The sequence below is a fragment of the Methyloceanibacter sp. wino2 genome, assembly GCF_003071365.1.
Taxonomy (GTDB): Bacteria; Pseudomonadota; Alphaproteobacteria; order Rhizobiales; family Methyloligellaceae; genus Methyloceanibacter.
Genome location: NZ_CP028960.1, coordinates 96,987 through 118,782 on the forward strand (window position 1 = coordinate 96,987; position 21,796 = coordinate 118,782).

Annotated in this window: 24 protein-coding genes and 1 tRNA gene; 9 read left to right on the forward strand and 16 right to left on the reverse strand. The window is 63.1% G+C overall.

Annotated features, from left to right (window positions below):
• Window positions 1–80: 80 nt before the first annotated feature.
• From DCY11_RS00505 to folK, 3 genes are all read right to left on the reverse strand, one after another.
• Window positions 81–2,306, reverse strand: coding sequence for a bifunctional (p)ppGpp synthetase/guanosine-3',5'-bis(diphosphate) 3'-pyrophosphohydrolase (locus tag DCY11_RS00505; RefSeq protein WP_108680561.1), 2,226 nt, complete (start codon window positions 2,304–2,306; stop codon window positions 81–83).
• Between the two features lie 143 nt (window positions 2,307–2,449).
• Complete coding sequence (rpoZ, locus tag DCY11_RS00510) at window positions 2,450–2,860, reverse strand: DNA-directed RNA polymerase subunit omega (RefSeq protein WP_108680563.1); 411 nt, start codon at window positions 2,858–2,860, stop codon at window positions 2,450–2,452.
• A 48-nt stretch (window positions 2,861–2,908) separates the two neighbouring features.
• Window positions 2,909–3,454: a 2-amino-4-hydroxy-6-hydroxymethyldihydropteridine diphosphokinase gene (gene folK / locus DCY11_RS00515; RefSeq protein WP_159079700.1), complete on the reverse strand. Its 546-nt coding sequence runs from the start codon at window positions 3,452–3,454 to the stop codon at window positions 2,909–2,911.
• A gap of 119 nt (window positions 3,455–3,573) precedes the next feature.
• Between folK and DCY11_RS00520 the strand changes: the two genes are divergently transcribed.
• The 3 genes from DCY11_RS00520 (at window position 3,574) to DCY11_RS00530 (ending at window position 5,448) form a co-directional block, all read left to right on the forward strand.
• Entirely contained in the window at window positions 3,574–4,185 is a 612-nt protein-coding gene (locus DCY11_RS00520; RefSeq protein WP_108680567.1) for an NYN domain-containing protein, read from the forward strand.
• A gap of 121 nt (window positions 4,186–4,306) precedes the next feature.
• Complete coding sequence (locus DCY11_RS00525) at window positions 4,307–4,957, forward strand: uracil-DNA glycosylase (RefSeq protein WP_108680569.1); 651 nt, start codon at window positions 4,307–4,309, stop codon at window positions 4,955–4,957.
• 83 nt (window positions 4,958–5,040) lie between these two features.
• Window positions 5,041–5,448 carry a DUF3775 domain-containing protein gene (locus DCY11_RS00530; RefSeq protein WP_069445458.1) on the forward strand — a complete coding sequence of 136 codons (408 nt, stop codon included), beginning with the start codon at window positions 5,041–5,043 and terminating at the stop codon, window positions 5,446–5,448.
• A 39-nt stretch (window positions 5,449–5,487) separates the two neighbouring features.
• On the opposite strand, the gene DCY11_RS00535 is transcribed toward DCY11_RS00530, so the two are convergent.
• From DCY11_RS00535 to dapA, 3 genes are all read right to left on the reverse strand, one after another.
• Window positions 5,488–5,784 (reverse strand): redoxin family protein, encoded by a 297-nt coding sequence (locus tag DCY11_RS00535; protein WP_159079701.1) that lies wholly within the window; start codon window positions 5,782–5,784, stop codon window positions 5,488–5,490.
• Window positions 5,785–6,022: 238 nt separating this feature from the next.
• Entirely contained in the window at window positions 6,023–6,493 is a 471-nt protein-coding gene (gene smpB / locus DCY11_RS00540) for an SsrA-binding protein SmpB (protein ID WP_108680573.1), read from the reverse strand.
• Between the two features lie 21 nt (window positions 6,494–6,514).
• Window positions 6,515–7,393 carry a 4-hydroxy-tetrahydrodipicolinate synthase gene (gene dapA, locus DCY11_RS00545; RefSeq protein ID WP_108680576.1) on the reverse strand — a complete coding sequence of 293 codons (879 nt, stop codon included), beginning with the start codon at window positions 7,391–7,393 and terminating at the stop codon, window positions 6,515–6,517.
• A 391-nt stretch (window positions 7,394–7,784) separates the two neighbouring features.
• Between dapA and DCY11_RS00550 the strand changes: the two genes are divergently transcribed.
• Entirely contained in the window at window positions 7,785–10,478 is a 2,694-nt protein-coding gene (locus DCY11_RS00550; RefSeq protein ID WP_108680578.1) for a lytic transglycosylase domain-containing protein, read from the forward strand.
• 133 nt (window positions 10,479–10,611) lie between these two features.
• Complete coding sequence (locus DCY11_RS00555) at window positions 10,612–11,499, forward strand: alpha/beta fold hydrolase (protein ID WP_108680580.1); 888 nt, start codon at window positions 10,612–10,614, stop codon at window positions 11,497–11,499.
• A 19-nt stretch (window positions 11,500–11,518) separates the two neighbouring features.
• Here the strand turns inward: DCY11_RS00555 and DCY11_RS00560 are convergent, their stop codons facing one another.
• From DCY11_RS00560 to DCY11_RS00570, 3 genes are all read right to left on the reverse strand, one after another.
• On the reverse strand, window positions 11,519–12,553 hold the full coding sequence (locus tag DCY11_RS00560; RefSeq protein WP_108680582.1) for a hypothetical protein: 1,035 nt from the start codon (window positions 12,551–12,553) through the stop codon (window positions 11,519–11,521).
• A 366-nt stretch (window positions 12,554–12,919) separates the two neighbouring features.
• Window positions 12,920–13,060 carry a DUF3096 domain-containing protein gene (locus DCY11_RS00565; RefSeq protein ID WP_083241608.1) on the reverse strand — a complete coding sequence of 47 codons (141 nt, stop codon included), beginning with the start codon at window positions 13,058–13,060 and terminating at the stop codon, window positions 12,920–12,922.
• Between the two features lie 143 nt (window positions 13,061–13,203).
• On the reverse strand, window positions 13,204–14,193 hold the full coding sequence (locus DCY11_RS00570; RefSeq protein ID WP_108680584.1) for a YihY/virulence factor BrkB family protein: 990 nt from the start codon (window positions 14,191–14,193) through the stop codon (window positions 13,204–13,206).
• 84 nt (window positions 14,194–14,277) lie between these two features.
• Between DCY11_RS00570 and DCY11_RS00575 the strand changes: the two genes are divergently transcribed.
• A tRNA-Ser gene (locus DCY11_RS00575) sits at window positions 14,278–14,367 on the forward strand.
• Window positions 14,368–14,534: 167 nt separating this feature from the next.
• On the opposite strand, the gene DCY11_RS00580 is transcribed toward DCY11_RS00575, so the two are convergent.
• Window positions 14,535–14,837 (reverse strand): EF-hand domain-containing protein, encoded by a 303-nt coding sequence (locus DCY11_RS00580; protein WP_159079702.1) that lies wholly within the window; start codon window positions 14,835–14,837, stop codon window positions 14,535–14,537.
• Between the two features lie 249 nt (window positions 14,838–15,086).
• Between DCY11_RS00580 and DCY11_RS00585 the strand changes: the two genes are divergently transcribed.
• Entirely contained in the window at window positions 15,087–15,572 is a 486-nt protein-coding gene (locus DCY11_RS00585; protein WP_174202125.1) for a macro domain-containing protein, read from the forward strand.
• A gap of 46 nt (window positions 15,573–15,618) precedes the next feature.
• Here the strand turns inward: DCY11_RS00585 and DCY11_RS00590 are convergent, their stop codons facing one another.
• Entirely contained in the window at window positions 15,619–16,131 is a 513-nt protein-coding gene (locus tag DCY11_RS00590; RefSeq protein WP_108680591.1) for an ATP-binding protein, read from the reverse strand.
• An 87-nt stretch (window positions 16,132–16,218) separates the two neighbouring features.
• Entirely contained in the window at window positions 16,219–16,758 is a 540-nt protein-coding gene (locus tag DCY11_RS00595; protein WP_108680594.1) for a tetratricopeptide repeat protein, read from the reverse strand.
• A 158-nt stretch (window positions 16,759–16,916) separates the two neighbouring features.
• On the opposite strand from DCY11_RS00595, the gene DCY11_RS00600 reads away from it, so the two are divergent.
• Window positions 16,917–17,105: a hypothetical protein gene (locus DCY11_RS00600; protein ID WP_108680596.1), complete on the forward strand. Its 189-nt coding sequence runs from the start codon at window positions 16,917–16,919 to the stop codon at window positions 17,103–17,105.
• 52 nt (window positions 17,106–17,157) lie between these two features.
• Window positions 17,158–17,658 carry a GNAT family N-acetyltransferase gene (locus tag DCY11_RS00605; RefSeq protein WP_108680598.1) on the forward strand — a complete coding sequence of 167 codons (501 nt, stop codon included), beginning with the start codon at window positions 17,158–17,160 and terminating at the stop codon, window positions 17,656–17,658.
• A 15-nt stretch (window positions 17,659–17,673) separates the two neighbouring features.
• Here the strand turns inward: DCY11_RS00605 and DCY11_RS00610 are convergent, their stop codons facing one another.
• The 4 genes from DCY11_RS00610 to DCY11_RS15725 all read right to left on the reverse strand — a co-directional run bounded on the left by DCY11_RS00610 (window position 17,674) and on the right by DCY11_RS15725 (window position 21,787).
• Entirely contained in the window at window positions 17,674–18,384 is a 711-nt protein-coding gene (locus DCY11_RS00610; protein WP_159079704.1) for a cytochrome c family protein, read from the reverse strand.
• 22 nt (window positions 18,385–18,406) lie between these two features.
• Window positions 18,407–19,699 (reverse strand): sulfite oxidase, encoded by a 1,293-nt coding sequence (locus DCY11_RS00615; RefSeq protein ID WP_108680602.1) that lies wholly within the window; start codon window positions 19,697–19,699, stop codon window positions 18,407–18,409.
• 127 nt (window positions 19,700–19,826) lie between these two features.
• Complete coding sequence (locus DCY11_RS00620; RefSeq protein ID WP_245409405.1) at window positions 19,827–20,855, reverse strand: alpha/beta fold hydrolase; 1,029 nt, start codon at window positions 20,853–20,855, stop codon at window positions 19,827–19,829.
• An 11-nt stretch (window positions 20,856–20,866) separates the two neighbouring features.
• Complete coding sequence (locus DCY11_RS15725; RefSeq protein ID WP_108680605.1) at window positions 20,867–21,787, reverse strand: pentapeptide repeat-containing protein; 921 nt, start codon at window positions 21,785–21,787, stop codon at window positions 20,867–20,869.
• Window positions 21,788–21,796: the final 9 nt, after the last annotated feature.

Consider the following 21,796-nt stretch of genomic DNA (forward strand, 5'->3'; position numbering starts at 1 on the left):
TTCCCGCATTCGTGCTTACGGGCGCGTGCCCTAACATATTTGGGGTTATTTTTCGCTTTGCGCCAGTATCTTGCAGGCCGTTAGTCTTCGGATCGGGTGGCGCTGCTGACAACGTCGCGCGCGCGCAAGCCGGTCAAAATCTCGTTGAGATGCTGCAGGTCCCACACGTCCAGGTCGATCAGCATCTCCGTGTAGTCGGCAACCTGGTTGGTCATCTTGATATTCTGGATATTGCCGTCGACCTCGCCGATCACCGTCGCGATCTGCGCGAGACTGCCCGGCTCATTCATGGCCGTCACCGCGATCTTCGCGGGAAACCGCTGGGGATTGTCCTCGTCGATGTCCCAGGTGACGTCGATCCACCGCTCCGGCTCGTCGTCGAACGCTTTCAGCGCGGCCGCATGGATCGGATAGATCGTGATCCCGTGTCCGGGCGAGAGAATGCCCACGATACGATCGCCGGGAATGGCGCCCCCGTCGGCGAAATGGACGGGGAGTCCGCTTTTCAGACCGCGAATCGGGATGCCTTCCGGGCCCTCGTGACCTTCGGCGCGGCCCTTGTTCCCCGAGCCGGGCCAGCGGAATTTCAGTCCCATGACCTTGCCGAGGCCGAACCAGCCTTCGTCGCTGCGTTTCACCTGCCGGCGGCGCTTGGGCATCGGGCCGGCGATTTCCTCCGGGAAAGCCGCGCGAAACACATCGGTCGACGTCAGTTCGCCCCGGCCTACGGCGGTCACGACATCTTCGGCCGTCTTTTGTGACAAGCGCGGCAGCGCCTTGGCGATGGCCTCCTCGCTGAACGCCTGACCGTGGCGGCGGAAGGCGCGATCCAGGATCTCGCGGCCGAGCTTGTCGTATTGGAGCCGCACGGCATCGCGCGACGCCCGCCGGATGGCCGAGCGGGCCTTTCCGGTGACCGCTAGACGTTCCCAGGCCACGGGCGGCGACTGGGCGTCCGAGCAGACGATTTCGACCTCGTCGCCGTTCCGCAGCGTCGTCGCGAGCGGCATGGGACGTCCGTTGATCTTGGCGCCCACGGCGGTGTTACCCACCTGGGTGTGGACCGCGTAAGCGAAGTCGATGCAATTGGCGCCGCGCGGCAGCGCGATCAGCCGCCCCTTGGGCGTGAAGCAAAACACCTGGTCGTGGAACAGCTCGAGCTTCGTGTGCTCCAGGAATTCTTCCGGGTTGTCGCCTTCGAGCAAAATGCCAACGAGATGGGTCAACCATCTGTATGCGCTTGAGTCTTGCGCCGGGACCCGCTTGCCGCTGCCCCCCTCCTTGTAGAGCGCATGCGCGGCGACGCCATACTCCGCAATCGAGTGCATCTCCTCGGTGCGGATCTGCAGTTCCACGCGCTGATGCTTGGGGCCGACGATCGTCGTGTGGATGGACTGATAGTCGTTCTGCTTGGGATTGGAGATGTAATCCTTGAAGCGTCCCGGCACGGTATGCCAGCTCGTATGAACCACGGCGAGCGCCCGGTAGCAGTCGGGCATCTTCGGCACGACGATGCGGAAGGCATAGATGTCCGACAGTTGCTCGAGGGAGATCTGCTTCCGCTCCATCTTGCTCCAGATGGCGTAGGGCTTCTTCTCCCGCCCGGCGACGATGGCCTTCACCCGCGCGGCCTTGAGCTTCGAGGTCAGCGCGCCGTGTATTTCGTCGATGAGGCCCTGATTGTCCTGCCGCAAGACCCGCAACCGCTCCGATACGGTGGCGTAGGCTTCCGGGTTCAGCCACCGGAATGACAAATCCTCGAGCTCTTCGCGCAGCCATTGCATGCCCATGCGGCCGGCGAGCGGCGCATAGATGTCCATCGTCTCTTCGGCGATGGTCTTCCGCTTTGCCGGCTTCATGTGCTCGAGCGTCCGCATGTTGTGCAGACGGTCTGCGAGCTTCACGAGGAGCACCCGGATGTCGCTGGAGATGGCGAGAAGAAGTTTGCGGAAGTTCTCCGCCTGCTCGGCCTTTTTGGTAACGAGGTCGAGCTTCTTGATTTTGGTTAGCCCGTCGACGAGCGTGCCGATTTCCGCGCCGAACAGTGCATCGATCTCGCTGCGCGTCGCCTCGGTATCCTCGATCGTGTCATGGAGCAGCGCCGTCGCGATGGTCGCATCGTCCAGGCGCATGTCGGCCAGAATCGCGGCGACTTCCAGCGGGTGCGAAAAATACGGGGCTCCCGACGCGCGCCGCTGATTGCCGTGCGCCTTCATCGCATAGACATAGGCGCGATTCAGCAAGGCCTCGTTGGCCGAGGGCTGATAGCTCAGTATGCGTTCGACGAGTTCGTATTGGCGGGTCATCTCAGCCCGCCAGAATGGCGCGCCAGACCATGGCAGCACAAGGCCCTAGGAGAACCAGGGTTGCCGTAAATCTAATGTCGCGTGTGAAGTGAAAGGCCGGCGAGTGCTGCGGTGCGCGTTCTCGCCGGTCTCTTGTCCGTCCGTTAGCGCGCGCGCGGGCCCGCATTGGAACCATCCGAAGGCGCCTGGGTCGCCATGCGGCGCAGAAGCTCTTCTTCGGTCATCCGGTCGATCTGCGTATCGGTGGACTGATCGTCCTGACCGAGAACCGGCATGCGCGAATCCTGCGTAAGAGCGGGAACGGCTTCGGCCTCGGGCTCGTCCACTTCCACGTATTTCTGCATGGAGTGGATGAAATCTTCCTTGAGATCGTCCGGGGTGAACTTCTTCTCGGCGATCTCGCGCAAGGCAACGACGGGATTCTTGTCATTGTCGCGCGGCACGGTCAGCTGAGCACCGGCCGAGATCGTCCGGGCGCGGTGGCTGGCCAGAAGTACGAGCTCGAAACGGTTTTCAATCTTGTCGACGCAATCCTCGACGGTGACGCGAGCCATCTGAAAGTCCTTTTAGAATGGGCGGAATTTAGACCTTATGTATGCAAATCAGGCGCCCGTGGCAAGTCGTGTCTCGGGAGCCAAGACCTTAAGAACCTGCCCTTCCCAGCCTTGCGCGACACGGCGCCACAGTTCCTGAGCCGACTTCTTCGTCACCGGATGGCGCCAATCCGGCGCCACATCCAGCAACGGCCGCAGGACGAACGGCCTCTTTTCTATCCAAGGATGGGGCAAAACCAGGGGGCGCGGCCCTGCCCGGGCGAATCGCGGCGTCCCGCCCTGCCAGTTCTGAACCCGGCCCTTGAAGTCCAGAATGTCTATATCGAGGCTCCGCGGTCCCCAGGGGCTTCCGCCTCGGCGCCCGGCGGCGCGCTCGATCTGTTTCAGGCGGCGGAGCAAGGCCTCCGGGGGCATCGCCGTCTCGATCTGCGCGACCGCGTTCACATAGGGCGGCTGGCCGGCGCGGCCCACGGCCGCCGTCTCGTAGAAGTTCGAAACCTTCAGCAGCGAAACGCCCTTCTCGTTGAGTGCGCGCAGCGCCCGGTCGATCGTCTCGGACGGCGCACCCCACGGGCCGGGATAGTTTGCCCCCATTCCTACCAGTATCTGAGACATTGCGACCAATTGCGGAGCCTCCGCGCGTAACCGAAAGTAACTCGTTGTACGCGTTTGATTTCCCGTACCAACACGAAATTTGATCGTTAGGACCGGTGATGCACTTCTATCCGACGGAACGGATTGCTTTGTTTATCGACGGCGCGAATCTGTACGCCGCTTCAAAGACCCTTTCGTTCGATATCGATTACAAGCGGCTGCTGGCCCTGTTCCGCTCCAAAGGGCAGCTTGTGCGCGCGCTGTATTACACGGCCCTGGCCGAGGATCAGGAGTATTCCTCGATACGTCCGCTGATCGATTGGCTCGACTACAACGGCTACACCATGGTCACGAAACCGACCAAGGAGTTCGTCGACGCCACGGGGCGGCGCAAGGTCAAAGGCAATATGGATATCGAGCTTGCCGTCGATGCCATGGAGCTCGCCGAGCATCTGGACCACCTGGTGATCTTCTCGGGCGATGGCGATTTTCGCTCGCTCGTCGAATCCCTTCAGCACAAGGGCAAGCGCGTCAGTGTGATCTCGTCGCTCTCGACCAATCCACCGATGGTCGCGGATGAGCTGCGGCGGCAAGCCGATCAATTCATCGATCTGGTCGATCTGCAGCATGACATTGGCCGCACGTCCTCGGATCGCTCGCAGCGCCGGCGGCCGGACAACGAGTCGGAAGCCACGGACGCCTACGACCCGTCCGATCTCGTCGAGACCTGAACCGCCGCGCCCTGCCCTGACTTCTACTGCCGGGCTTCGCCCTGCTCCCTCACACGTTGCTCTCTCGCGGCCTGAAGGCTACCCATTGGGTCTCCTCAGTCTTCAAGGTGCTTCGTCCAGCATGGTGGCCACCGACATAACTGCCGAGCCAAAGACGGACTGTGTCTTGTGCGAGCGCCTGGTCGCCTTCCGCCACGACAACGCCGTGGCCCATCCCGATTGGTTCAACGGCGCGGTGCCGTCCTTCGGCCCGGAGACGGCCCGGCTGTTGATCGTGGGTCTTGCACCGGGCTTGAGAGGCGCGAACCGCACGGGCCGTCCCTTCTGGGGCGACTTCGCCGGCGACCTCCTCTATCCCACACTCCTGAAGACGGGGCTTGCCCGCGGCGAGCACGATGTTTTGAGACCGGAAGCGCTCAGCCTCGTCGACTGCATGATCACCAATGCCGTGCGCTGCGTGCCGCCGCAAAACAAGCCGACGGGCGGCGAGATCAAGTGCTGCCGCCAGTTTCTCGATGGGCGCAAGGCGGCACTGCCGAATTTACGCGCGCTGCTCGCCATCGGCCGGGTGGCCCATGACAGCATCTTGTCCAGCTATGCCGTCAAAAAGCGGGATTATCCGTTCGCCCACGGAGCCCGGCATGAGCTGCCCGGCGGCCTCCGTCTGTTCGACACGTTCCACTGCTCCCGGCTCAACACCAATACGGGCCGTTTGACCCCGGAGATGTTCGAGCGTGTCGTTGCGGATGCGGCGGCGAGTCTGCGTGACTGAGTTGCTGGGATGGGCTAACTCAGGCATGGTTTCGGTATAGTCGCGACGTCCAAAGAGAGGAGCCGTTCTTCGGCGCAGATCCAATGGCAGGCTTGGAAATATCACCGACGAAGGTCGGCTTTGTCATCGTGAAGGCGCGCGAATACGACGCGAAAGTCGGGGCCTGGGACGACGGCGACACGACCGACCGCGACGCCGAATCCATCCTCGAAGATTTCAAGGACGATTCCACCGTCGTCGAATTGCGGGGCTTCATTCGGGAACTGAATATCGACGAGCAGGTCAGCCTGGTCGCCTTGGCCTGGATCGGCCGCGGTTCCTTCGCGGCTGACGAACTCGAGGACGCGATCGAGACCGCCCGCTCCGAGCACAACAAGCGCACCGCCGAGTACCTCTTGGGCATGCCGCTGCTCTCGGACTATCTCGAAGAGGGTCTCAGCGCCTTGGGCTACTCGGTCGAGGACGCCGAGGACGACGCCCTGGGAGACTGAGTTCTCAGCAACTCCCGACGCGTCACGAAGTCTCTTCCCTCAAGCCTGATCTTTCAGCCAATCGACCACTTCGGCCGCGTGCGCTTCCGGATCCTCGATCGGAAAGAAGACGTGCTCGATCTGCCCGTCCCGGACCACGAAGGTGAGTCGTTTCAGGTAGCTCTCCGGGCCGGCTTCGAAAGTGGGTAAATGGAGCGCGCGCCGTAACGCCCCCTCCGCATCGCTCAGAATCGGAAACGGCAATTCGAGCCGCAGCGCCATCTCGCGCTGGAAGGCCGTGCTCTGTCCGCTCACCGCGAAGAGGCGCGCACCGGCATGAGAGATGAGGTCGAACACGTCGCGGAAACCTTCCAGCTCCGGCGTGGACCCGTGGGCGCCAGGGATATCGTCCCAGCCCGGCGGATTGGTGACGCCGGGGCGGCCGGTCCAGGATAGACGGCGACGATGCTGCGCCCGGGGAGCGTCGCGAGGGTAATCTGCGATCCATCCGTCGCCGGCAGCGTCACGGCAGGAAGCGGCAGGCCCGGCGTCAGTTGGATTGGTCCTCGTTCCTCCACGACCTAACCTCCGGCGTTTAGCCCTTCTCGCGCATCAGCCGGCCCTTCTGCCGGTTCCAATCGCGTTTCTTTTCGGTCTCGCGCTTGTCGTGCACCTTCTTGCCGCGCCCGAGGCCCAGCAGGAGTTTGGCAATCCCGCGCTCGTTGAAATAGAGCCGCAAGGGCACGAGCGTCATGCCCTGGCGCTGGATGGCCTCGAGCAGCCGCGCCATCTCCTTCTTATGCAGAAGAAGCTTGCGATGCCGCGTCGGCTCGTGGCCGAACCGGGCCGCGCCCTTGTACTCATCGATACGGGAATTGATCAGATAGAGCTCGCCGTTCTCGTTGGAGGCGTACGACTCGGCGATATTAGCCTTGCCGGTGCGGAGGGACTTCACCTCCGAACCCGTCAAGACGATGCCGGCCTCGACCGTGTCTTCAATCTCGTAATTGTAGCGGGCCCGCCGATTCTCGGCGACGAGCTTTCCGCTCTCGCGTTTCGGCGCCATGGTTCGGGCCCTTCCAAGATCCTAGGCAGGCTTCAGGCCGGCCGCCTCGATGGCCGCGTCGACAGTCTTGCGCGTCCCATCGGTGATGGGTGCGAGCGGCAGGCGGGTCGAGCTTCCGCACACCCCCAGTCTTTCGGCGGCATACTTCACCGGGCCGGGGTTCGACTCCACGAACAAGGCTTCATGTATTGGCATAAGCCGGTCCTGCAACTCCAGTGCCCGCTTGAAGTTTCCCGCAAGGCAAGCGAGCTGGAATTCCGAGCAGAGCGCCGGTGCGATATTGGAGGTCACCGAGATGCAGCCGATCCCGCCATGGGCCATGAAGCCAAGCGCGGTGGCGTCTTCGCCGGAGAGCTGGATGAACTCGTGGCCCATTGCGGCCCGCTGCTGGCTGACCCGCGCAAGATTGGCGGTGGCGTCCTTCACGCCCACGATGTTCTTCAGCTTGAACAGCCGCGCCATGGTCTCAACCGACATGTCGACGATGCTGCGGCCCGGGATGTTGTAGATGACGATCGGGATATCGGCGGCCGAGTTGACGGCCTCGTAGTGGAGATAGAGGCCCTCTTGGGTCGGCTTGTTGTAATACGGCGTGACGACGAGCGCGCCGTCGGCGCCGGCGGCCTTGGCATGACGCGTCAGCTCAACCGCTTCTGCCGTCGAGTTGGAGCCGGTCCCGGCAATCACAGGCACCCTGCCCGCGGCAGCTTCGATGCAAAGCTCGATGACGCGGCGATGTTCGTCATGATCGAGGGTCGGCGACTCACCGGTCGTTCCGCACGGCACGAGCCCGTGCGTGCCCTGGTCGATCTGCCACTCCACAAGTTTGCGGAAGGCGTCCTCGTCCACGGAACCGTCCTTGAAGGGCGTGATGAGGGCCGTAATCGACCCCTGAAACATCGGCTTAGTCACAACTCAAACTCCTTGGCGCGATAAGAGGCGCGGAGGCGATCATCTCGTTTGTTATCGCTCGGTGGGCCGGGACAATAGGATTTCGGGGGTGGCCGGGCAAGCGGCCCATTGCGGATATCGCGTGACAGGCAGCGCACGATCCAGCGTTTGGGAGCATACGGAGCGCGGGACGAAATAAGTGCCGTGAGGGCGCGTGCTAGCACGCCTTCTTGGCAAGGAACCTTACCTTTCCAGGCGCAGCTCAGTCATCTTTCCGCCGAAATCTTTGAGACAGTGTAGACTTTCGTTAAACTGCGCGGACTTTACCCGTCGCGGCTCCTGGGTAGTGGGGGACGTTTAAGCGCTGGGCGCGGGTCGTAGCCGGTAACAATCGCCGATCATGAAACGCACAAACGCGTACAATATTGCGCTTATCATGGCCTTTGCTTGGGCCATTCCAACGTGCGCTGTCGCCAAACCGGAAGCCGTTGCGCTGCCGGAGCGTAACCCCGATCGACCGGAAACGGTTCCAAGCGGCACGGAATCGGCGGATGCCGCCGCCAACACTGCGGCCACTCAAGAACAGACGTCGGACGCAACTGCGACGCCTGAGCCGGAGCTCAGAGGTCCGATCGAAGCCACGGCGGGCGCGCCGCTTAAGAAGTCGTCTGCCGCACAGCCGAAGCCGGCGACGCCCGGCACCACAGTTCAGAAGCAGACCACGGCGACGAAGGCCTCCCCCGACACCGGCGGGACCACAACGATCGCGGCGATGCCGCAACCCGCCGCCAATCCAGAACGTGCCGCCGAGCCAGCGGAGTCCCAGGAAGCCGACGAGCCTGCCGCGGACAGCGCGGAACCCGACGAGACGGCAAGCGAGTCTCCAGACGAGCCTGCGGAGGACAAGGCGGACACTGCGGAAAAAGCCGACGACAAGAGCGACGACGCCGACAAGATGGCCGCGGCGCCCGCGTCGTTCATGCCGGACACCGTGCCCGAACCCGACATTCATCCGCGCCGCGACAAGATGTTTCCGCCGGAACCGGAACCCGCACTGGACTATGTCTCGATCCTGAAGCCGCTGATGGACTACAAGCTCAGCAGCGCTGACGAGAGCCGCGTCCGCTTCGTGATGCGCCACAAGGGAACGATCGACGATACGCTGGCAAAGATAGAAGACCCGGCCGCGCGCGACTTTGCGCTCTGGTACCGCTTCGCCCACACGAAGAGCACCTATCTCAAGGCCGAGGCGGTCGAGGCCTATCGCAAGTCCCATCCGATGTGGCCACGCCTCGAAACGCTTCGCGAGAAGGCCGAAGCGTCTCTGTTCCTTGCCGATGCCTCCCCGGAACGCATCAAGGCGTTCTTCAAGGACTCCGAACCCGAGACCGGCGCGGGGCGCGCGGCTCTTGCCGGCGTGTATCTGAAGGAAGGCGACAAAGAGCGCGCCGAAGTGGCCGTGGATGCGGCTTGGCGTGAGGACGATCTCAGCGAGGACACCGAGAAGAAGATCCTCAGCGAGTTCGGCAGCATGCTCGACGCCGAGGACCACCGCGCCCGCATCGACGTCCTGCTCTACCCGGACAAGTCGAAGATGTGCAGCGCCGCCTTGCGTGTGGCGAAGAACCTGTCGGAAGCAGAGCAGAAGAAAGTCCAGGCGCGCGTCGCCGTGGTCAAGCGCAACGACAACGCCGGTAAACTGCTCAAGGCGCTACCGGCCGACGCGATCAAATCGGATCTGGGACTGCGCTTCAACAATATCCAGTGGCTCCGCCGCACGATGGACAAGGAGCAGCGGCTCACCGCCTGGAAGCTCTTGCTGGATGTTCCGCTGGAACCGGATCTCCTTCTTGACATGAAGGAGTGGTGGATCGAGCGCCGGGTCAATGTCCGGGCCGCGCTGAACGACGGGCAGCCCCGCACCGCATACGAGATCGCCGCCAAGCACGGCCTGGCGGCCCTGCAGCATAAGCTTCCCGACCAGTTTGTGGAGGCCGAGTTCCTGGCGGGCTGGGTGGCGCTTCGTTATTTGGACGAGCCGCAAACGGCCCTACGGCATTTCATCTCCATGCGCCGCGCCGCGACGGATTCGCGGGACATCTCCCGCTCCGAGTATTGGCTTGGGCGCACAGCCCTCGTGTTGGGTGATCGCGGGTCGGCCGCCGTTCACTTCCACGTTGCCGCCAAGTACCCGCAATATTTCTACGGCCAGCTCGGCCGTCAGGCGCTCGACCCGCGCCCTGCCCGGCTCGATGTGACGGCGACGCCGGTGCCGACCCAGGCTGACATCGACAAGTTCATGTCGAACAACGCGGTCCGTGCCCTCGGCGTGGCCCGGGCAGTCGGTGTGGGCTGGGTGACGCCGCAATTCCTGCTGTCGCTGTCCCGTACGCTCGAGACCGCGCCGGAAGTCGTCTTGCTGGCCGAATACGCGAAGTCTGTCGGCCATAAGCAAATGGCCCTGCGCTTGTCCAAGATCGCCTTCAACCGCGACCTTCCCATGGGCGACTATGCCCTGCCCGTCGGAGTCATGCCCACGTACAAGAGCCTGCTCGACGAGCGGGTGGACCCGGCTTTGGTCCATGCCTTGTCCCGGCAGGAGAGCGAGTTCAACGCCGCTGCGCAAAGTCCGGTCGGCGCCAGCGGCCTGATGCAACTCATGCCGGCTACGGCACGGGGCGTCGCGCGCCGCTACAATGTCACCTACTCCAAGTCCAAGCTCACCAACCCGGCTTACAATACGCAGCTCGGCGAAGCATTCCTCAATGACCTGATCACGAACTACGACGGTTCGTACTTCATGGCCCTCGCGGCCTACAACGCCGGTCCCGGCCGCGTGAAGGAGTGGGTTGGGATCTACGGCGACCCCAGGGATCCCGATGTGGACCCGGTCGACTGGATCGAGCGCATCCCCTTCACGGAGACGCGGCGCTACGTGATCAAGATCATGGAGACGCTGCAGCTCTATCGCTCCCGCCTCGCCGGTCCTGAGAACGCCCTTCACCTGGTTCAGGATCTCAACAGAGGCCGGCGCGTGCCTCCCTCCGAGACCGCTTCGGTCCAGCCCGTCTCAACCACGGCAAAAACCCCTTAAGGGACTGCCAAGCCGCTTGCGCAGTTGACTTCTTAAGCATTGATCCGCCATCAAGGTACCGAAAGGATGCGATGCCTTCCGGTACGCATTGTACGGGTTCCACTGAGGGTGCTTCCCCGATTGGCGATGGACTATGCTTGATCTGCAGACCAAGCCTTGGCACGACATCTACTATGCCTCGTCGGACGACTTGAGGCTGTACGCGCGCCACTACCCGGCTCCGGACGAGAGCTATCGCAGTGTCATTTGCCTCGCAGGGCTGACGCGCAATTCCCGCGACTTCCACGCCCTGGCCACTTATCTGTCCACCCATCCCGAAACGCCCCGGAATGTCTATTGTCTCGACTATCGCGGGCGCGGTCAGTCGGAGTTCGATTCGAACTGGCGCAACTACATGCCCAACGTGGAATTGGACGACGTCCTCGACTTCCTGACCATTCAGGGCCTGCACCAGGTCGGAATCGTTGGAACATCCCGAGGTGGTATCGTCACCATGCTGATGGCCGCCGCGCGGCCGACCGTCATGGGGCCCGTCGTCCTCAACGACATCGGCCCGGTCATCGAGACGAGAGGTCTTGCCCGGATCATGAATTATGTCCGGCGCATGCCCACGCCCAAGACTTGGGCGGACGCCATGCAGATCATGCGGGATATCAATGAGCGCGGGTTCCCGGGCAACACCGACGCCCAGTGGGACCAGATGGCCCGCAGCGTTTTCGAAGAGCGCAAAGGGCGGCTCGTTCTGTCTTACGACCGGAAGCTGGCCAAGGCCATGAGCACGACCGATCTCAGCCGTCCCTTCCCGCCCCTTTGGCCGGAATTCATTGCCCTGAGCAAGATGCCCACCTTTGTCATTCGCGGTGAGTATTCGGATATTCTCAGCGCCGAAACGCTGAACGAGATGGTCGAGCGCCACCCGAACTTGCGCTCCATGACAATTCCCGAACAGGGACATGCGCCGACGCTGGCCGAGCGCGATCAGATCGAGGCCATCGCGTCATTTTTCGCTGTGAACGATTAGGGGCGCCTGAGCCCCCCTGTCAGCGTCCCTCGCTGAGCGGTATCAGCGGTGGCAGCGAGCCGCTCCGCCAGCGGCTGCCCTCCTCGGACGGCACTTTGATCCGTGGAATGATCGTGGCAGCGACGTCCTGTGCCGTCTTCGGATCCGGCCCCAGATTCAGGTGCGAGGCGGCTTCCTTCCACTTGATGCTTTCGGATGTCGAGAAGCGGTCAGGCAGATCACGCCGGAGCTGAGACGACACGGCCACGGCCGTACCGTGGTCGGGCGCGATGCCTTCGATGCTCACCGCCACGCCGGAAAGGGCGACCTTCCCGGTCTCGAGCCGCGACAGGGCCCGCAAGGCGGCAGCAACCGCCTTGTCCCAGTTCTTCGGCGCGCCGGAGGCCACTTCCAGTCGATCATCCAGACCGGGCCGCTCGAACAGCTGCCGCGAGAGATCGCGCACGTCCTTGCGCGCGCCCTCGCTTGGCACGCTTCCCGCCAGGCTCAAAGCATTGGGACCGAGGTCCGCCTGAAAGACGAATGGGTCGGCGACCGGCGGACGCACGGCATTTGCCTTGACGGTCAGGCCGGCAGGCAATGTCCCGGCCAAAGCCTTCTTGAGCTTTCCGTACTGTTGGGCATCGGCGGCTTCACCACTCACAGTCAGTGCGCCCCCGTCGACCCGCACCTTGCCCCTCGACATCAGCGAGAGTTGCTGCAGACCGAAGCTGACCGCCGCAAGCCACTGCTCACGCGGCTGCTCGGTCTGCGCGACCGCCACCTTGTCCTCGATCGTGAGGTTCGGGAAATGTGCCTTGACCATGCCGAGCGATGTCTGCCGGTCCTCTTCGGACGGCGCGCTGCCGCGGAGCGTGATCTTGGATTGGTTCAGATTGGCGAACCAGCCCTCCTCGGCGGCAGTGTCGGCGGCGTTCTTATTCGACGTCTTGCCATCGGGTTTCGGCGGCGCCTCCTGGGCGGCCTCGTCGCGGTTCTCCGCGTCGGCCGCTGCGAAGGTATCAGCCGATGAGACGACGAGAAGCCCGAGCAACGCGCCCAGCACGAGCGTCACGGATACGGCCGCGGCGTGTCTACGCGCACCGCGCCCGTGCCTCGGGCAAACTCGACTCGGTCGACCCATCACTCGCTTCATATCCTCATCATCACAACGAGCTCTCGTCATATACTCGCGCACTCGCGCAGCTTGGCGCGCTGAGCGCCCGTCGCCCTCGAACAGACTGTGTAACGTCCTGAGTAACGTCCAGCCGATCCTGGCCGGCACCCTACTCGGCCTCAGATTCGGTTGAACGAAAAATATAGGCGATGCCGACAGCCGGTTCCAGAGCGCAGTTCGTCTGTCCGAGTCTCAAAGAGTGGAAAAGCACCCTAGCAATAAGGATGCTTTTCGCCTCTTCAATCTGTCGTTACTGCTGCTAAACTATTGCAGGTGCTGTGCAAGACCGATGATGCCAATGGCGATCAGGTAGATCGCAACGACATAGTTGAGAATTCTGGGCATCAGCAAAATGAGAACACCCGCGACTAGTGCAATCAACGGATTCAGAAGTACAGGATCCATGGCTCTTAGTCTGACCTCCCCCAGTTAAGCGCATTTGCGCGACGTCCGGTGGGCCAAGCATAAGCGATCCGCTGCCGATTGTCCCCGGAGGAACGATAGAGATCCCGCAAAGAAATTCTGTGGACTGTTTCGTCTAAACCCGATCAGGAACCATGCTGCGAAACAGTTTTTCTGTCCGTTCCTGAATCGGCGCCTGCGGGCCGCGCGCCTGTTTCCCGCTCGACGGCCGCGTTGATCTCCGCTCCGATCAGGACGATGTAAAACGAGATATAGAGCCAGAAAAGCAGGATGATCACGGCGCCGAGCGATCCGTACATCTTGCCGTAGTTGGCGAAGTTCGAGACGTAATACGAGAAGCCCAACGACGCGAGCAGCCAGACCGCCGTCGCGAAGATGGAGCCCGGCGTCACCCAGTGCCACTGCGGGTCTTCATGGCTTGGGCCGAAGCGGTAGACCAGCGCCAGCAGGAACAACGTCAGCAGAAAGAACACCGGCCATCGCAAATAGGTGACCGCCGTTTGAAAGACATGCGGGTGCCCCGTGTTCTCGAACAGCAGCGGTACGGAGATGATGGCGAACAGCATGGCCGTGACGCCGACAATGGCGATGAACGTGTATCCGACAGCCGCGAGATAGAAGTGCACGATGCCGCGCCGCTCCGGCTGGCCATAGGCGATGTTCAGTGCCGAGAACATTGCTTGCGTGGCATGGTTCGCACTCCAGAGCGCGACGAAAAGTCCCGCCGCGAAACCCCAGCCCAGGGTCTGACCGGACGTCTCGGCGATGCGTTTGATCTGATCGAGCACGATCGCATAAGCCTCGGGCGGCAGCACGGTCTGGAAGATGTCGAACTGCCGCTCCACATTCTCTGGATTGGCCGTGAGGCCGTAGAGCGAGATCGACGCTGTCAGCGCCGGAAAGATCGCGAACAGCGCGTAGTACGCACACCCCGCCGAGACCACGGACAGGTGATCCCGGCCGGTGCTGATCCCGACGTCCTTGACGATCCGCCCGAATGCTCTGGTCCGGCGGTATTTGTGCTCGCCGTGGCGCTCGGGGGCAGGCTCCGGCTTGCTCGAGCTGCCATTGTCGGCTGGCGCGGCTTCGCCGGTTTCGCTGGACTTGCGGTTCATGACGTCATGAAGGAATGTGTGCCTCCGACTCGCAAGGAGACCGCGCTTCGGTCTCGAGCGCAAGACACAGCGGGCGGACTTTCCGGAGGGGTGGCCGAGTGGTTGAAGGCACCGGTCTTGAAAACCGGCAGGCGGGCGACCGTCTCGTGGGTTCGAATCCCACCCCCTCCGCCATGCACCCGGCTCACCATCTGTCTTGCAGGTCGTCGTCAGGACGGTGGGCACTCCGCCTACGTCTCTGCCGACGTCTGGCCGCCGGCCCCGGCAATGCAACGGGCCGGGGAACGCCACTCCCTGGCCCGCCAATGTTCTAGGCTAACGACGTTCGACGGAATCGCGCGCTAGTTGCCACCCCGAAGAACGGTGCCTTTGACTAGGCCCTTCGAGCAGGCCTTCTTGAACTCGCGTTTCGATATCTGACCGTCTTGATCGGGACCGTCCGCAAGCTTGAAATTGACGATCCAGGGGGCTGCATCGGCCCTGTCGAGGTGCCGGCCGGACGGCACCGCAGCCTTCCAGACCGCCTTGCAGTCGTCGCGGCTCAGGACCGCCGAGGGGCGTCCGGAGGACATGGTTGCAGCCGACGCGTAGCCGGTCGTCATCAACACAGCGACGCCAGATAGGATCACTAGAGTTTTCATCATACTCCTCCCAATGTGAGGTTCCTGACGGGAGTCAGGAACACCCGCGATTATTGGACGGCTCTGGGCGGATTCAAGTTACGAATAGGTGATGGGTAAACCGCATCTGAAGGTCTGGCGCGCGTCCGCCACCCGATTGACTGTTGCCCCGCCAGGCCTCATTGATCAGGCGCAAAGTTCGGCCGAGCCGCAACTCCTACTTTAACGCTCTCGGGCGGTTCGCCCGATCTCCCCATGTCACGAGGTACCAAATTGATCACGAAAGTTCGCGGCGACATCCTTTTGAGTGATGCCCAGGCCATTGCCCACGGCGTCGCCCCCCACGATCATTTCAACCAGGGCCTGGCCTTGGCACTCCGCGAGCGGCATCCGGCCATGGCCAAGGATTTTCGCCACTACTGCCACCAGGACAACCCGAAGCCGGGGCACGCCTGGCTCTGGGCCGGCCCCGAGCGGGTCGTCATCAACCTGATGACGCAGGAGCCCGCGCCCGACGAAAAGACTCATCCCGGCAAGGCGACCGCGCATAACGTCAGTCACGCTCTGAAAGAGCTGCGCGCCATTCTCGAGAAGGAGAACATCTCCTCCGTGGCGCTGCCCAAGCTCGCAACGGGCGTCGGCGGTCTGACGTGGGAAGAGGTCGAGCCGCTCATCGAGAGCCATCTGGGCGACCTCGGCATTCCCGTCATCGTTTACGAGACGTACGAGAAGGACGTGAAGGCTTCGGAGCCCGTCTAAGGCTCAGCTTCTGATCCGACAGCCGCAGTAGGCGACATCAAGTCGCCTACTCGGTGTTTTCCTCTGTGTACTGGTGCACAACCACGTCGAAGGGCTCGTCCTCGGACGGCGCTACGAAGTGGCGCGTGATCCTGTCGAACTGCTCGTCGGTTGCCGCGAACGGGTGCGCCCCTTCGGCGTTGCGCCGGCGCAGACGCGCGCGGCATACCTCGTCCGGAACATCCAGAAAATGCAGACGATGAGCGCAGCCTGCGTTCTTGAAGATCTCCCGCATCCACAGGCGCGCTTCGATCGTGTTGGCTTGGAAGTCCGCGACGACATTGAGGCCCGCGCGCAGCAGGGCGATCAGATGCGGCGCCAGGACCGCGCGTAACCGGTATGAGCATCTGAGATAGTCCTCGATGGAGGCTATCTCCTCGCCGAACAGAGTGGAGAGCCACTCATCTTCGCTCACGACCACCGTGTTGGGCTCCCGGCCCAGTTCCACCGCGAGCGTCGACTTGCCCGCACCGATCTTCCCGACGAAGAAATGCAGGACGGGCTCATTGTTCGCAGTCATATCCAAGGACCTCGGGCGGTCTATTCGAATCGCCACCGAGACCTAAGCACCAACTGTGACCCGGCTGGGGCGCGGGGCCGCACCGTCTCAGCGGACATTCGGCGGACGATATTCGGGAAGTCCGGGATCGTTGGCGCGATGCTCCTGCATGCGCTTCTTCGCCTCGGTGAGTTGTTCTCCGGACATCTGAACGGCGATGTCCTGCTGGTTCGCCAGCGCACGCTCGCGATGTCCGAACTCGGCGGCCTGGTAGCCCTCGGTGGCCAGTCCGAACCAGGCATAGGCGGCGACCACATCCTTCGGCACGCCCCGGCCGTGTTTGTAGAGGACCCCGAGATTGTTCTGCGCGAAGGGATGACCGAGCTCGGCGGCTTGCGCATACCACTTAGCGGCTTCCGCATAGTCCTGCGGAACGCCCTGCCCCCGCTCGTGCATGTACCCGATCAGATATTGCGCGTGCCTGTCGCCGTCCTCCGCAAACGGCGTCATGGCCTGCATGGCCTCCGGGTAGTCCCCTCGATAATAGGTGGCCATGGCGCGCTCGAGCGACTGCGCCGCGGCGCTGGCCGCCAGTCCGAACATGGCGGTGCCGACGACTGCGCCAGCAACATAAATCGATCTCAACATGGCTTGCTCCGGTGTTGATCTGCCCCCCTGGTACGCACAGGCCCCGAATACGGATCAGCGCAAACCCTCGAGCGGCCGCGACTTGCATCCAACTGTCATCTTTCTCGACGACAATCCGCCGGGCGTGTTTCGAACGCCTGTCGGCCTAAGGACGTTTTATGGAAAATGACAAGAAAAACAGAGACTTGAAGTTAGAAGCCTTTCTCGCCCGGGAAAGCGCGCGACGCAAACGGGCCGCCTCTCTGAACGAATCGTCCAAAGCCGTCGAAAAGAATCTGGAGCGCCTCGTCGAAGAGGAGCGCATTCGACGGATCGCCGAGGAAGACGAGCAGTCCAAGAAGCGGTAGGGCAGCGCGAAGCCTCGGACTCCGGGGTCGCTGCCCTTATTCTACCTCCGTCATGAAGATCCGCCCTGAAGTCCCTACGGACGAAGCCGCAATCGATCGCGTCGTGGATGGCGCCTTTGCGTCCGGTTCCCACGCCAATCATGCCGAAGCGGCGATCGTGCGCGCGTTACGGGCGAGCGGAGACATGACACTCTCCCTGGTCGCCGAAATTGCCGAGACCGTCGTCGGCCATATCGCTTTTTCGCCGGTAGTCATCGATGGCACGCATGGAGATTGGTTCGGCCTTGGGCCGCTCGCGGTTGAACCGGGCCATCAGAGGCAAGGCGCCGGCTCGGCACTGGTCAATCGCGGCCTCGACGACTTGCGCAAGAACGGCGCCGCCGGCTGTGTGGTGCTCGGCGACCCCTGCTTCTATGGCCGGTTCGGTTTCGAGAGCGACGGCGCGCTGCGCTATGGCGATCTGCCGACGCGCTATATTCAGCGGATCGTTTTCGCTGGAGGCACGCCGAGCGGCGAGATCCACTACGCGCCCGCGTTCGATCTGGCGGGGTAACGGCAACTCCTGCCCTTACCGCTGCGGAAAGTTCGGCCGATCGACGTTATAGTTGGCTGCAAGGTAATCGAGGATCACGTCGCGATCCTCGTCGGACGGTGTCGGCATACCCTGCTTTTCGATCATCCACGTAATGGCCTTGTCCCAGTGCGCGCGTGACTTGCCCTGCTGTACGATGATCATCTCCGAATGACACGCCGTGCACACCGCGTAAGTCGTTTCGACACCGGGCGCATCGACCATCAATCCGAAGTCCCGCTTCTTGTCGGCGTCCGAGGCCGCGGCTTCCGCCTCGGCAAGTTCCGGATCCAGACCGATCGGCAGCGGGTTGGCGCTGTTCTGGTTGAGATAGGCGATCAGGTCGGCGCGCTCGGCGGCGTCCGTAACGCCGGGAACCATCATGCGGGTCCCGGAAATCGTGCCGGCGGGATCGGCAAGAAAGCTGTCGAGCCGTTCCGGTTCCCAGTTACCGCCGAAATCTTCCAAGGCCTCGCTGTAGGCGAACCCGTCCACGCTCGCCACAGGCCGGTTGATGACGCTCCATAGATTGGGCCCGATCTTCGTTGGGCCGCCCTCCTCGACCGTGTGGCAGGTCCCACAACGCACGAAGACCTCTTTCCCCTTCGCGGGGTTCGCCTTGGCAAGACGGTCATCCAGGGTTTGGGCGTTCGAGCCGCCACACCCCAGCCCCGCGAACAGAACGCCCCAGCAGACGAGCGCAGCCAACAGTCGGGAGGGGGCGATCGGGCTAGGCCACATTGACGGCCACGCGGTGCATTGAATTGTTGAGGTAGCCTTTCGGGTTCCATCCCACCGCGTAGGGCTGCGTGGCGCCCGCGCTATCGGTGGCGCGCGACCAGATCTCGTAATAGCCCGCTTGCGGGAAGGTGACGGTCTTCTTCCAATTCTGCCAGGCGCCGAAATTGACCGGCGGTGCGAGCTCCGTCGTCATCCAACTCGCGCCAAAGTCGATCGACACGTCCACCTTTTCGATCGTGCGATCGCCGGACCAGGCATGGCCGCGCACGTCGACGGCTTTATCCGAGACATCGGACTTGGTGGCGGGATTGGTGATGAGCGATTTGACGGGCATCCGCATGATGATGTCGAAATCCTCCTCGGGCACGTCTTGACCGGGCGCCACGGGATAGCGCGGCACGCGGTAAGACGTGCCGCCCATCTTCGGCCCGTCATGCACCACGTCACGCAGCCAGATGCGGGTCAGCCATTTTTGCGAACACGACCCCGGCCAGCCGGACACGACCAGGCGCAAGGGACGCCCGTTCAGAACCGGCATTTCCGTCTCGTTCATCTCGAAGGCGATGAGAACATCGTCCGCCATCGCCTTTTCGATCGTCAGCCCGCGGGAGATCGGCAGCCTGGCAGGATCTCCCGAAAGATGCGGATCGGCCCCTTCATGGGCCGTGTAGATGACGCCCTTCTTCACGCCGGCTTTCTTCAGCACGTCGCGCAGCCGCACGCCCGTGAAGTAAGCGCACCCCACCGCTCCATACGTCCATTGGTTCCCGCCGGCCGGCGGGTAGAAGAAGAACCGGCCGTTGCCTCCGCACTCGATCACGAGCGCGAGCTTCACCACCTCGAATTGCTCCTTGAGGTCCGCGATCGTGAGCTTCAGGGGAGTGTCCACCCAACCGTCGATTGTCAGCTCCCAGCCATCCGCGCTGGTGTCGGGCGGCACGTTCCCATTATTCCGCACGAAGAAATGTTCGTTGGAGGTGATGGGCGAGTCCAGGAGATGCGGCGGGGTCTCGGCGTTGATCGGCCGGTCGTTCAACAGGACGAGACCATCCTTGCCTTGCAGGAGGTCGGTGTCCGCCAAGGCTACCGGAACAAACCCCGCGGGCATGTTTCGGTGGAAGGGGATCGCGGCGCCAAGCATGGCACCCATGGCCGCAAGTCCAGCGCCGCCTAGGAAGCCGCGACGGTCGGGATACGACTCACGGCCGAATACGGCGCGATCAGCCTGTTCCGGGTCGCCTTCAAAGAAGGCGAACAAGTTCTTTGCTGCCGACTTTGTCATCGTCGTTGCCCCTTTAGACAAAATCTAAACGTGGCACCGACTCATGACAAATCGACGACGTAGAGGTTCTGCGGCGGATGGACGACAACTGGAGAGCGAAGCCCCTTCTCCGGGCCGGAAAGCGCTACTAATCCGCACCGAGCGCTTGGAGCAGCGCATCCTTGAAACGATCGAAGTCCTCGATCTGCGGAAGGTGCCCGAGCCCGTCGAGTTCGATCAGTTGAGCGTTCGGGATGCGTGACGCGGCTTCCTTGCCGAGCCGGTCATAGCGGCCCAATTCACGCGTGACGCCCGGCCGCTTGTTGGCCCTGTTCGGGCCCGTGCGGTCCCGTGTGCCGATGATCAGCGTGGTCGGAACCGCAAGCAGTTCGAAGTCGTCGATCACCGGCTGGGTCAGGATCATGTCGTAAGTCAGCGCCGACACGTAGGCGAGCTGCTCGGAGTCCGGCCCGTTGATCCAACCGCGCAACGGTATCGTCAGCGCGTCGTACGCATCGCTCCAGGCGCCGTCGTAATAGTTCTTGCGCTGGTACGCGACGATATCGGCACCGGTCAGGCCCTTCTCGCGCTCGAAAGCGGCGGCGATGTCCGGATAGGTCGTGTAGTCAAGATAGTCCTCGAGCCCGATCGGATTGACGAGCACGAGGCGCTCAGTCCGCTCGGGGTAGGCGAGCGCGAAACGCGCAGCGAGCATCCCGCCCATGGAATGGCCGACAATGACGGCCTTATCAATTCTGAGATCGTCCATCAGGGCAGCGGTGTTCGCGGCAAGCTGATTGAAGCTGTACTGATACGACGTCGGCTTGGAGGATTTCCCGAAGCCGATCTGATCGGGCATCAGCACGCCGTAGCCGCGGGCCGCGAGAAACTCGGCCGTCCGGCCCCAGTAGGCCCCGTTGAAGTTCTTGCCGTGCAGCAAGACCACGGTCGGCGCGTCCCCTTTCGCCGGCAGGTACATGTACGCCATTTCAAGGTCTTGGCGCTGGTTCTTCAGCGCCAGAGTCTGGACGTCGAAGGGATATGCGTAGCCGGACAGGCGCGCGTCGAAGGCAGGCTCTTCCGCGGCAACCGGCTCTTCGGCGTGCGCCGGCGTTGACGCAAACCCGAGCGGGACGAGCGCCGCGAAAACCAATGAGATGAGATGGAAACGCGCCACGCGGCGGGTGCCTAGGCGCGATCGCGCCAGTTGCGGGCCGGCCTGCCGGCGCGCCGAGGACCGCCCACGAGCCATGAGACGTGCTTGTTCTCGTTGTCGCCGGGCTCATTGCCCTGTGTGTCGTGGCCGTTCGACCGCATCACAGCCCGCTGAGGCTCGAAACGTTCCGGCGCAGGCTGGGGCCGACTGGCTTCCACCTTGGGCAGCGCGGGTGCCGGTGAGAACACCGTCGTCTCGACGGGCGCCGCTTGAACGGGCTCCGGCTCCGGCTCCGGTTCGGGCTCGACGTAAGCAGCCGGTTCCGGTTCAGGGGTCTCTTCCGGCTGGTACGTCTCTTCCGGTTCCGGTGCTGCGTAGAACGACATGCGCGCCGGTTCCGCAGGCGCCTCGGCTGCGGGGGCCTCGTAGGCCTCCTCCTCGACCGCGTCGCGTGCCGTCTCGATGTGGAGGATGCCTTGGCCGACGCTCCACAGTGCCGGACGCTGCAGTTCCTGGGGAAGAACCGTGCCGAGGTTCCCCTCGGCCTCGCCGATCTGATCGGTCGTCAAATCGCGGACGTCGGCAAGACTGGCGCCGCTGAGATTTGCGGCTTTGAGCACCGCGCCGGACAAGTTCGCGCCGTCCAGATTCGCGCCCGCCAAGTCCGCGCCGGTCAGGTCGACGCCCTCGAGCCGCGCTCCGCGCAAGTCCGCGTTCGTCAGGTCCGTGCCGCGCATATCCGCCCCGGTCAGCGTGGCGAAATAGAGCGTCGCGTCGGCCAGAAGCGCCCTCGACAGATTGATCGGCCCGCCGTTCATCGGGCCCAACTGCCGGTCGCCGATGCTCAGGGCGATGCCCTCGAGATCGGGCACGATCGACGGGTTCTCGGCACGCCACGCGTTCCAAACGCGGGGGCCGCGACGCAGAATCTCTATGTGCTCCGGAATTGTCATTTCGCGACT